The sequence below is a fragment of the Euzebyales bacterium genome (assembly GCA_036374135.1).
Taxonomy (GTDB): domain Bacteria; phylum Actinomycetota; class Nitriliruptoria; order Euzebyales; family JAHELV01; genus JAHELV01.
This window is the reverse complement of the sequence record DASUUK010000084.1, coordinates 1-10840: the sequence shown is the minus strand read 5'-3', so window position 1 is coordinate 10840 and position 10840 is coordinate 1. Positions and strand designations below refer to the sequence as shown.

10 protein-coding genes and 1 pseudogene are annotated in these 10840 nt (G+C 69.0%); 5 read left to right on the top strand and 6 right to left on the bottom strand.

All coding sequences use genetic code 11. The features are described 5' to 3' along the window. Positions 1–121 precede the first annotated feature (121 nt). Positions 122–862, bottom strand: coding sequence for a GTP cyclohydrolase I FolE (folE, locus tag VFZ70_14855; GenBank protein HEX6257084.1), 741 nt, complete (start codon positions 860–862; stop codon positions 122–124). Further along, on the bottom strand, positions 859–1293 hold the full coding sequence (locus tag VFZ70_14850) for a hypothetical protein (protein HEX6257083.1): 435 nt from the start codon (positions 1291–1293) through the stop codon (positions 859–861). Before VFZ70_14850 ends, folE begins: the two co-directional genes overlap by 4 nt. A gap of 86 nt (positions 1294–1379) precedes the next feature. Here VFZ70_14850 and VFZ70_14845 point away from each other — a divergent pair, with 86 nt between their 5' ends. The 5 genes from VFZ70_14845 to VFZ70_14825 all read left to right on the top strand — a co-directional run bounded on the left by VFZ70_14845 (position 1380) and on the right by VFZ70_14825 (position 4890). After that, positions 1380–2099 (top strand): helix-turn-helix domain-containing protein, encoded by a 720-nt coding sequence (locus VFZ70_14845; GenBank protein HEX6257082.1) that lies wholly within the window; start codon positions 1380–1382, stop codon positions 2097–2099. 343 nt (positions 2100–2442) lie between these two features. Beyond that, entirely contained in the window at positions 2443–2643 is a 201-nt protein-coding gene (locus tag VFZ70_14840) for a hypothetical protein (protein ID HEX6257081.1), read from the top strand. Positions 2644–2674: 31 nt separating this feature from the next. Continuing rightward, on the top strand, positions 2675–2896 hold the full coding sequence (locus VFZ70_14835) for a ribbon-helix-helix protein, CopG family (protein HEX6257080.1): 222 nt from the start codon (positions 2675–2677) through the stop codon (positions 2894–2896). Next, a complete protein-coding gene (locus tag VFZ70_14830) occupies positions 2887–3306 on the top strand; it encodes a PIN domain nuclease (GenBank protein ID HEX6257079.1) in 420 nt (139 codons plus the stop codon). Before VFZ70_14835 ends, VFZ70_14830 begins: the two co-directional genes overlap by 10 nt. 1053 nt (positions 3307–4359) lie before the next feature. Continuing rightward, positions 4360–4890, top strand: a complete 531-nt coding sequence (locus VFZ70_14825; GenBank protein HEX6257078.1) for a hypothetical protein — start codon at positions 4360–4362, stop codon at positions 4888–4890. Positions 4891–5142: 252 nt separating this feature from the next. On the opposite strand, the gene VFZ70_14820 is transcribed toward VFZ70_14825, so the two are convergent. The 4 genes and pseudogenes from VFZ70_14820 to VFZ70_14805 form a co-directional block, all read right to left on the bottom strand. After that, positions 5143–6105: a hypothetical protein gene (locus VFZ70_14820; protein HEX6257077.1), complete on the bottom strand. Its 963-nt coding sequence runs from the start codon at positions 6103–6105 to the stop codon at positions 5143–5145. A 634-nt stretch (positions 6106–6739) separates the two neighbouring features. Then, positions 6740–8734 (bottom strand): PhoX family phosphatase, encoded by a 1995-nt coding sequence (locus tag VFZ70_14815; GenBank protein HEX6257076.1) that lies wholly within the window; start codon positions 8732–8734, stop codon positions 6740–6742. Between the two features lie 72 nt (positions 8735–8806). Further along, entirely contained in the window at positions 8807–9943 is a 1137-nt protein-coding gene (locus VFZ70_14810; GenBank protein ID HEX6257075.1) for a glycerophosphodiester phosphodiesterase, read from the bottom strand. A gap of 205 nt (positions 9944–10148) precedes the next feature. Next, positions 10149–10840, bottom strand: a pseudogene (locus VFZ70_14805) (transposase).

Sequence of the window (10840 nt, the reverse complement as noted above, 5' to 3'; positions counted from 1 at the left end):
TTCGGGGTCGGCGCCGACGAGGACGACCCGGCCGTCGAAGCCTTCGGTGCGCAGCGTCTCGGCTGCCTTGGCGCCGGCGAGGCCGGCACCAACGATCACGAACGTGTCTGAGGTTGTCATGTCAGTGTCCTTCCGGAAGGGAGGATCCGATCGGCAGGCCGGCGGCGGCCAGGAACTCCTGTCGGGTTCGCGCGTCGTCGCGGACGAGGCCGTGGAACGCTGAGGTGACGGTTCGCGCATCGGGCTTCTGCACGCCGCGCAGCGACATGCACAGGTGCTCGGCCTCGATCGCGACGCCGATGCCCTTGGGTGCGAGGTGCTCGTGGAGCCAGTCGGCGGTCTGCGTGGTGAGGCGCTCCTGTACCTGCAGGTGCCGGGCGAACAGCTCGACCACGCGGGCCAACTTCGACAGGCCCATGAGGCGGTCGCCGGGCACGTATCCGACGTGCGCCACGCCGAGGAACGGCAGGAGGTGGTGCTGGCACAGCGAGTGGAACGGGATCGCGCGCACCACGATCAGCTCGTCGTAGCCAGCCGTGTTGGGGAACGTGGTGCGCTCGACAGGCGGCGGGGTGAGCAGCTCCGCGTACGCTTCGGCCATCCGCGCGGGTGTCTTGCGCATGCTTTCGTCGGCGAGGTCGGCTCCAAGGGCGACGAGCAGGTCCTGCGCCGCAACCTGCGCCGCCTCGAGGTCGATGTGCGGCGTGGGTGCCTCAACGCGTGCGGGGCGCCGCCACGGCCGTTGGGTGGTCTTGCCGGAAGGCGCGGCACCCGGCTGCTGTGCCACTGGACGCGCACGCTCGAGCTGTGGAGCTGCCGGCACGTCGGGGGAGGCGGGCAGGTCTCGGACGAGCGCTGTCATCGGACGTTCTCGCCGCGCGGGGCGCCAGGCCCGAACGCCGCAGCGAGGCGCGTCAAGCTCAGCGCTCCCAGCAGCAACCCGACGTCGCGCAGCGCGACGTCGTAGAAGTCACCGAGCAGCAGCAGGTTGACGATGATGCCGGCCAGCCATGCGGCGACGACGTACCCGCCGATGCGGGGGCGGACGGCGACCAGGACACCGGCGAGGATCTCGATGACGCCAACGGCCAGCATCACGGTGTCGGCGCCGCCAGGCACGGCGGACGCCACGCCAGACCACAGGTAGGTCGACCAGTCGGCCATCACCTCGAAGAACTTGTCAAGCCCAAACAGGACCGGGGCCACGGTGAAGCCCACGCGTAGCAGTGTGAAGGCCTGGTACGCAGGGTTCGCCAGGTCTGTACGGGCGGGTTGGGCGGTCAGGGTCGTCATGGCACACCTCCGTTGTAAGATGAAGATGTGCTCACTTTAGAGTCTCCGGACTCTAAAGTCAACCAGATCCTTTTTTAGAGGATGTCATGGACACGAAACTCCCGCACACCCGGCTCGACGAGGCGCAGCTGGCCCCCTTGGGCAGCCTCGACGACCCCACCCGCCGCCGGCTGTACGAGTACGTCGCCGCGAGTGGCGCGCCCGTCAGCCGCGACCAGGCCGCGACGGCCCTGGGCCTCGACCGCTCGCTTGTCGTCTACCACCTCGACAAACTCGTCGACGAAGGGTTGCTTGCGGCGTCCTTCGCCCGACCCGACGGACGGGGCGGCCCCGGCGCGGGCCGTCCCGCCAAGCACTACCAACGCGCCGACCGCGAGTTCGCCGTCAGTCTGCCCCCGCGCGACTATCGGCTGCTCGCCGAGTTGCTCGCTCGTGCCGTCGAGCACGACGCCTCCGACGCTGCCCGCCGCGCCCTCGGGCAGGCCGCCGCGGAACACGGCCGAGAGCTCGCCGCTGCCAACCGCGGCGATGACACCTGCGGCACCGACGGTCTCGTCCGGCGCCTTGCCGACAAGGGCTACGAACCCTACGACGACGACGGCGTCATGCGGCTCCGCAACTGCCCCTTCCGCCAGCTCGCCCGCGAACACACGAATCTGATCTGCGGAATGAACGTCGCCATGCTGACCGGCATGACCCAAGCACTCGGCGTCGACGTTGACGTCCGCCTCGACCCGGCTCCCGACCGCTGTTGCGTCGCATTCGTCGGCGACCCCGACGGTGGCCGACGCGCCACCATGCCGTGAACGCCGAGCGGCGGACCGATCGGCTCACCCGGACGTGCGCGCTCTGGGCGGGGATGGATTGCCGTAACGGGAGCGCGCGATGCCACCCGAAATGAGGCAACGGCGCACATGGAGGCCCATCTGGATTCGACGGACCTACGTTGCGCCGCCCCCAACGGCGGCCATCGGGGCTTGTAGACCGTATGCGGCCGGGCACGTGCTCTGCTCCCGATCGGCTGTGCCGGATAACAGAGAGGGATGGGCCGGTAGCCGAAACGGGCTGGCTACCGGTCCATCGGCGGGCACGTCATGCTGTCGCACGTGCCTCCCATGGCGTTTACGCCCGCCACTGCCGCGCTCGCAGGTGTCGGGTCAGCCAGGCGTTGTCGGCCTCGAGGCCGGCGACCAGCTCGGAGTACTGATCCCGATCGGCCTCGATCGCGCAGCGCTCGACGCTGCCGGTGTGCCCGCGCGGCCCGGCGAAGAACCTGCGCGGTCGGTCGACGAGGGCGGCGATGTGGTCGCGTTCGGAGGCGACCGCGGCGACACGGCCGCACGCGCGTGATATCGTGAGATATCTTGGCGGAGGAGGTCCGATGACCGATCTGTTGATTCGGGATGTGCCCGACGATGTGCTCGCGGCGATCGACGCGAAGGCGCAGCGGTTGGGTGTGTCGCGAAGCGAGTACTTGCGCCGCGCGTTGGTGCGTGAGCGTGCCGTCACTGATGTCGATGTCACGGTCGATGATCTGGAGCGGTTTGCGGACGTCTTCGCTGATCTTGCTGACGAGGACGTCATGCGTCAGGCGTGGGGGTGAGCGGTTGGCTGATCGACAGGTCGGCGTTGGTGCGTCTCGGTGTCAGCCCTGACGCGAAGGTGTGGGCTGACCGTATCCAGCGGGGGGTGGTGCGGATCACGTCGGTGACGAGGTTGGAGGTCGGGTACTCGGCGCGCTCGGCGGGAGACCTGCGTGCCAGCCTGCGACAGCCGCCGCTGTCGGCAATGCCGGTGGAGTACTTGACCCCGGCGATCGAGGATCGCGCGATGGCGGTGCAGGGGTTGCTGGCTGACCGTGGGCAGCATCGTGCGCCGTCGGTGCCGGATCTGTTGTTGGCGGCGACCGGCGAGCTTGCCGATCTGACGGTGTTGCATGTGGACAAGGACTTCGATCTCATCGCCGAGGTCACGGGTCAGCCCGTCGAGCGTCTTCTCCTTGAGGAACGCTGACCCTCCTGTCGGCGAGCAGTCCGTTCACTGGCCGGCCACCACGTTCGCAGGCCGATCGGGGCTATTGGACGTAGCCAGCAACGTAGCCACGGTCGGTCGCTCGGACTTCGCGGGACGGGGGACGACGTCGTCGGACTCGTGAGGATGTCGTGGACGCATGATGTGTTGCCTGCGCGGTTTCTGCGTCGCGTGGCGGTCGGATACGATCGGACGCGGGTGGCTTCCACGGGACGCCGTTGGACACCTCAGATGGTTTGTCGTGTGCATGGCATGGAAGAGGTCAGGGGTTCGATTCCCCTTAGCTCCACGCGAAACCGCAGGTCAGCGGCCTGCCGGCGTCCAGCGGACGTAGCTTCGGTCCGGGTGAACGTAGCCAATTGGCTACGTTGGCTACGTCGGGGCCGCACAGACGTTGTGGCTAATTGTGGCGATCCAATCACCACTGGTGATGGATTGCGGACAGTGGCTGTAGTGATCCACCGCCTGGTTTGGCCGGCGGCTGGACGCGGGTCTGCTCCGAGCGCGGCGCAGAAGCGGCATCGTCATATCGCAGGCGCTACGCGATGTCACACGGGGTCGAGAAGGCGACTGCAGCTGCGGGCCAACGTGCGTCTGCCGGGCATTTGAGCTGATCCTGGCCGCAGGCAGCAACCCCTGTCGATGATCGGGTCACGAACGTGCGATGGACGGGCCTGGTCGAAGCTGCCGCGTCCACACGGGCCTCGCGAGAGCCTGTTCGTCGCGTTGGGTGAAGATCCGGCCGCGGCGGCCGCGGGCGGGCTGGCTAGCCTCGGCGACGGACGGGCGATGACGGCGTCCGCAGACGCGTCTGCCTGAACCGGCGATCCCGCCGCATCGGCGCGCGTGGCAGCGGCGGCCCGACCGACGGCAGCTGTCTGGCAGCGGCGAGGACCACGCTTGCCAGGGATCGGTACGAACGAGCACGGAGCCTTCATGGCGACAGCTACGCACGAACGCCTGGCAGAGGCGCGCCGCCGCATCGCCCGTCTCGAGGTCAACGCGCAGCGCGGCACGACGGACGCGAGGTCCCGGATGCAGCCGTACATCACCACCGTGCGCCGCGACGAGGAATCCGCGCGGGCCACGGCTCGCGAGCAGGCGGCCGCCGTCGACGAGCGGCTCGAGCAGCTCGACACCGAACTCGAGCTGGCCGAGCAGAGGGTGGCGGCGGAGTTCGCAGCGACCGAAGACCAGGTCACCCACGCGGTCGACGCAGGGCTGCACCGCTGGGACGCGTACCTGGACCGGATGCAAGTCAAGGCGGCGGCCAGGACCGGGATCGAACGCGAGCGGGCCGAGACGGCGATCGCCGATCTGCGGCAGCGCCGCGTCGCGATCAGCAAGAGCTTCCCCCACGTCGGCACCGGCGCGGGCGGCGGCTGGCGCGACACAAAGACGCGCGTCCTGGCCGAACTCGACGCAGCTGAAGACCAAGGCCGACGTGGCAGGACGCTTCCTGAGGTAGTTGGTGAACCGGCGGCATTGCCATCGGCGGTGGCGTCAGAGGGGCGACTCACTTCGGTGCTGCATGTTCGACGAGCGGGTATGAAGGAGCTTCCGTGACCACCCGGGCAACGGACGACCTCACGGCGACGGGAGACGGTGTTCCCGAACGGTACGAGCAGGAGGCTCCGACACAGCGGGTTCTCCTGGTCGAGATCGCGAGCCGGACCATCTGGCGGGTCATCGGCGGGATCCTGGGAACGCTCGCGTTGCTCTGGGCGGCGACAGCCGCCCGCGGGGTGCTCGCCATGATCGCGCTCGGCTTCTTTTTCAGCCTCGCTCTTACCGGAGTTCCGCAGTTGTGGTGGCGCGCTAGGCATGGATTTCGTGGGTTGACCAGCGGGAACGCCGAGCTCGCCCGGATACGGGTGTGTGCCTAGGCGCCCGGAGGGGCGATGACGTGGCCGGGTCAGCCCGTGGCGCGGTCGACGTCGAGGAAGCGCGGCGGCGGGCCGACCGCGAGCGCGCGCAGGATCGCCTGTTGCCGGGCGGTGACGTCGGTGCGTTGCTGCACGGTGCCGGCGGGGCCGGTGAACTGGCCGACATGCAGCCGGTCGAGCTCGTGACGCAGGCTCCGCCAGGTGTCGCCGTCTTGGTCTCGGCGACACGGATCAACAACAGCCGCGGCGGGCACGGCTCGACCACCGCGCCGTAGTGCTTGGCGACGGGCGCGAAGGATGGCTGCACATCACGGCGGCCGGGCACGATCACCGTCGACAGCCGGTCGGTGCGCCACACCCGCGCGGTGCCACCCAGACGCACCAACACCGCGTGGATCGCCTCGATCAGGTGCGCCTGATCGGCGGACTCGGCCAGCACCCCGCGCACCCGACTCGAGTGCGGCAACGTGCCCAGCAACACATACGCCGTGGCGTCCCACGGCGCGCGGCGACGTTCGAACCAGTCCCACTGGATCTCGGCACCCGCGGGGTGGTCGATCTCGATCGTGTCACGACCCGACACGCCGCGACACGCCTCGCAGTGCGGGCGCAGCCCCGCCAGGCGCAGCTGCCGCGCGAACGTCACATAGCTGCGGGGATACCCCAGCGGGACGATCTCGTCATACAACGCTGACGCCCAGATGTGGGGGTCGTCGACGAACCGGGCCGCGACATACGCCACGTACGGCGCCAACGGATCCGGACGGTCGTCGCGTCGCCGCCCGGGGGTGCGGTCGCCGTTGATGTAGGCGCGGATGGTCTTGCGGTCGCGGTCAAGGTGCCGGGCGATGGCCGAGATCGACCACCCCCGCTTGTGCAGTGCATGGGCTTCCACGTCTTCTCTCCATGTGAGCATGGGAGACGGGCTCCTTCGTGCCGATCGGCTCAGGCACCGTCAGCATCGAAGGGGCCCCACTCCCTTCAGCGGACCTTCGACAAGGCCCACCACAGGTGCTCACACCTGGGGAGATTCAGTGATCGAGACCGGGGAGATTCCCGTGATCGCGGTCACGGCCGCCGGCTCCATAGCGGCTGGCGCTGCAGGAGGCGGTCGAGAAGGCCGTCTCCAATCGGCGCCCCGAAGTCCAGCTGGAGTTCGATCTGTAACTGTCGCGATCGGCGGTCAGACCTACACGGAAACGGCCGGCGTTAAGCGGGTGCTATCGCCGGCCGGTCCTCCTTCTATCGGCGGTCCCTCGTACGTACGTACACGTCGCATCGGGTCGCGGGGGGGTCGAACGTCAAGATGAGCGTGGGCTGAGGTTTTCGTTTCCACCGCGGCGCTCGATCGTTGCCGCCTGCGGGACGACCACGCACGAGGTGCCGGCCTGCCGCGGCGACCGCGTCAAGGCCGGCTCCGAGGCGTCCCCCTGGACGTCCGGCTCGCGGAACTTGACCCGCTGACCGCCGGCGTGTGGTCGCTCGTGAACTCATGAGACTCGCCGCCGGACGACCCGCCGGCGGCGCTGTCAGGTGCCGATCCGGACACCGCCGCGCGGATCGGCCTTGACAACGGTGACGAGCGAGGGGCGCGGCGGAGACCTCCGGTCCGGCCATGTGCTCGATGGGCTCGCCGCCGTCGAGCCCTCCCCGGGGTGCTGGACGGCGCAGAATAGCGTCTGCTCGTCGGGGGTGAGCTCGGGACCGCAGGCCTCGGCCCCGACCGGGACGCTGAGGAACTGCTGGACGTGACCGCGACTGTCACCGGACAGCGGAACCACGTGGAAGGCGTCGTTGTGACCGAGGAACGTCGGCTGCCCGTCGGTCGCGATCCACAGGTTGTAGCGACGGTCGAACAGCAGATTGTCGGGCGACGAGATGGGGCTGACGAGCTCCTTCGGGAACCCGGCGAAGTACGTCGTCGGGTCGTCCGGGTCACCGCAGATGAGCAGGAACCGCCACGTGAACGTGGTGGCGGCAGCGTCGTTGCCGTCCTCGTTCCACTCGATGACGTGCCCGCCGCGGTTCGGGCTGCGCGGGTTCGCCGCGTTCGGCTCGGTCCGGGACGTGTTGTTGGTCAGGGCGGCGTACACGGCGCCGGTCAGCGGGCTCGGCTCGACGTCCTCGGGACGATCCATCGGTGTCGCTCCGACGAGGTCACCCGCCCGGCGTGCGTCGATGACGACGTCCGCCTGGCTCGCGAAGCCGTTCTCGGGTGTGAGCGGACCCTCGCCGAAGACCAGCGGCAACCACTCGCCGACGCCGTTGCCGTCCTCGTCGATATCGAAGCGGGCGACGTACAGCGTGCCCTCGTCGAGCAGACCCAGGTTGTGCGCCCGATCGTTGCGCCGATAGCGACCGACGGTGACGAACTTGTAGATGTACTCGAACACCTCGTCGTCACCCGAGTAGACGGCGACGCGCTTGTCTGCGGTCAGCCTGGTCGTGGCGCCCTCGTGCTTGTAGCGGCCGAGGGCGGTGCGCTTGCGCGGCGTGAACGTCGGGTCGTAGGGGTCGATCTCGACGGTCCAGCCGAACCGGAAGGGCTCGTTCGGCTCCTGGGCAACGTCGTACCGGCTGTGGAACAGCTCCCACTTGCGTTCCGAGGCGCCCTCCGGGATGCCGACGCGGGCATGCAGGTCGGCGACGCGGTCGTCGCTCACGGCGGCACGGTTGGCGAAGTACTGGTGGAAGTTCTCCTCGCAGGTCAGGATCGTGCCCCACGGCGTGACGCCGCCGGCGCAGTTGTTGAGCATGCCGGCCACCTGCGTGCCGGTCGGGTCGACCGAGGTCCGCAGCAGCGCGTCGCCGGCCGCGGGGCCGGTCAGCTCCATCGGCGTCTCGGCGTGGATGCGCCGGTTCCAGCCGCCGTCCTGCACGAACTGCATGTGGCCGGTGCGACGGTCCCGCTTGACCGTGACGATCGACCCGCCGTGGGCCATGCGCTCGATGTCGACCTGCGCGGCGGTGGGCGAATCGCTCGAGTACCCGGGGAACATCACCTCCGGGTTCGTGTACTCGTGGTTGACCCAGACCAGGCCCCTGCCGCTGTTCGACGACCGGGAAGGCAGCGGCATGAACGCGACGAAGTCGCAGTTGTAACCGAACTGACCGGCCTGCGCCTCCGGCGATTGGTTGTTGAAGTCCCAGGCCGGTGCATCCGGCAGCACCGGATCACCCCAGCGCAGGAGAACGCCGTACTCGTAGCCGTCCGGGACGATGACGTCGTCGACCATGCTTGGCGCGATCGGCTCGAAGCCCGGACCACGTCCGTTGCGCCCGGTCTGCGCGGCAGCCGAGCCGCCGACGAGTGGGGTAGCGGCCGTCAGCACGAGCGCCGCCCCGGCTCCCTTGAGGAAACCGCGGCGCGTCAGGCCGCGTTCGACGACGCTGGTGAACGGCTCGTTGCCAGACCGATTCGGCTTGTCGTGGAAGCAGTCGTAGGCGCACTTCCACCGGCAGGTCTGCAACGAGCGACCGCCCGCCTGGCCCAGCAAAGGAAGCGATGATCGACCCAGTTCCATGAGTTGTCCCCTCTGTCCGATCGCACGTCCTGTCTGATCGCAGGCTGGCGCGCACCCGTCATGGTCCGCCGATCATGGCCGTGGATCCCGCAGCGGCGGCCCCACAGGCACCCCGAACAACTCGTTGCGGACCGCCACGGCCGTGTCCGGGAAGTCCGAGAACACGCCGTCGACGCCGAGCCCGAAAAACAACCGCAGCTCGCCCTCGGCGTCACCGGGCTGCCGGAGGTAGTCCGGGTCGGACGGGTCGCCGACCCTGAAGTCGGCGGGCAGGAAGACGTTCTCGTTGCGGAACGTCCACGAGTGGACGACAAGACCGGCGTCGTGCGCGTCGTCGACCAGGGATGTCGGCTCGAGCAGCCGGCCCTCCTCATCCCGGGGGACGATGAGATCCTTGTTCGGCCCAATGCCCTGCGCGTATCCGGCGATCTCGCGCAGGCCGTCGGGCGTGGCGAGATCCGCGTACGTGCGGGGGTCGCCGGCGACCACGAAATCGTACGGCTGCCCGCTGGCGTTGATCAGCTGGACCAGCGGCAGCTTCGTCATCGTGCGCAGCTCTTTCAGGTTCGCGACCTCGAAGGACTGGATGAACACCTTCGACCGCGGGTTGCGGAAGCCGTTGCGATGGAGGATCTCGACGAGCGGTTCCTCCAGCGCCAGCCCGATCTCCCGGAAGTAGGTGGGATGCTTCGTCTCCGGGTAGAGCCCGACGCGTCCGCGCCCCTCCCGGCGGACGAGGTCGATGACCTCCTGCAGCGTCGGGATAGTCTCCTGACCGTCGAACCGGGTGTTGTCGGGACGGATGTCGGGGATGCGCTCGCGGGCACGCAGCGTTTTCAGCTCCGCGAGGGTGAAGTCCTCGGTGAACCAGCCGGTGATCGCCCGACCGTCGATGACCTTCGTGGTGCGGCGGTCCGCGAACTCGGGATGGTCGGCAACGTCGGTCGTCCCGCCGATCTCGTTCTCGTGCCGCGCCACGAGGTGGCCGTCGGCGGTGCTGACGAGGTCCGGTTCGATGAAGTCGGCGCCCTGGCGGATCGCGAGCCGGTAGGCGGCGAGCGTGTGCTCCGGCCGATAGCCGCTGGCGCCGCGGTGGCCGATGACGATCACATCGGGGTCGCGCGCTCCGAACGCCCCTGCGGGAACCATCACCAGTGAGAGGATCAGGCCGGCTACCAGAACGAAACGCGCTACTCGATACGAGGCCATCCCGGTCCCCCCTGTGGAAGCCTGCGACCGCCGAGCGCCTCGATGCTGTGCCATCGCCCAGGGCCTGTCAAGGGCAATTTGGGGGTCTCTGCGCTAAGTGCTCTAGCTACTTGCCCCTGAAGAAGTCTCTGGGTGAATGCTCGGCTGACATGACGTCGGGGCGCTGACCCGTGGGCGGCGGTTGGTGTCCCGCTGTGTTCCGTGGTCAGTCGATGAGCGCGGCGATCTTGACGAGGTTGTGGTTGAACACGCCGTGCCCGCACCAGGTGCGGGCACCGTCGAGGCCGTCGATGCGGGTGCGTGCCCACCCGAAGTCGCGTTTGAGACAGCTGATCCGCCCTTCGCTGCCGGTGCGCCACTTGACAAGTCGACGGAAACTGCGTTGTTGCTCGACGGTGCGGCGAGCGGCGCTAGGTCTGCCCTTGCGCGGCAAGGCGACAGTGCGCACCCCACGCTCGGTCAGCGCGTCCTCGACGGCCTGCTCGCCGTACCCGCGGTCGGCGGTGACTGCCCGCGGTGGTCGACCCGCCCGCCGGGTGACGCGTTCGATGGCGGGGTCGAGCATCGGCGCATCGGGTGGGTTGCCCGACCTCGACGTTGTGGTCGACGATGACGCCGTCGTCGTTGTCGACGACCTGCGCGGTGTAGCCGAACTCGACCGGTTTGCCCAGCCGACCCTTCGCGATCGGGCGCGCGTCGGGGTCGTGCAGCGATACCAGCCGGGTCGCGCCATCCGGGGTGGTCCCACCGATGCGTTGGCGGGTCTGCGCGGCGATGCGCTCGACGCGTTCGGCGGTCCGCTCCAACGCTTCGATCGCCGCGCGCACCCGCCCCGACACCGCACCCGTCCCGTCACGCAGCGCGCGGCGGGCGTTGCGCACGACCGCGCGCGCCTCG

Bases quoted from the DNA above. Each gene is read 5' to 3' on its own strand.
- folE (HEX6257084.1), bottom strand. From the start codon at position 862: ATGACAGCGCTCGTCCGAGACCTGCCCGCCTCCCCCGACGTGCCGGCA.
- VFZ70_14850 (HEX6257083.1), bottom strand. From the start codon at position 1,293: ATGACGACCCTGACCGCCCAACCCGCCCGTACAGACCTGGCGAACCCT.
- VFZ70_14845 (HEX6257082.1), top strand. From the start codon at position 1,380: ATGGACACGAAACTCCCGCACACCCGGCTCGACGAGGCGCAGCTGGCC.
- VFZ70_14835 (HEX6257080.1), top strand. From the start codon at position 2,675: ATGACCGATCTGTTGATTCGGGATGTGCCCGACGATGTGCTCGCGGCG.
- VFZ70_14825 (HEX6257078.1), top strand. From the start codon at position 4,360: ATGCAGCCGTACATCACCACCGTGCGCCGCGACGAGGAATCCGCGCGG.
- VFZ70_14815 (HEX6257076.1), bottom strand. From the start codon at position 8,734: ATGGAACTGGGTCGATCATCGCTTCCTTTGCTGGGCCAGGCGGGCGGT.
- VFZ70_14810 (HEX6257075.1), bottom strand. From the start codon at position 9,943: ATGGCCTCGTATCGAGTAGCGCGTTTCGTTCTGGTAGCCGGCCTGATC.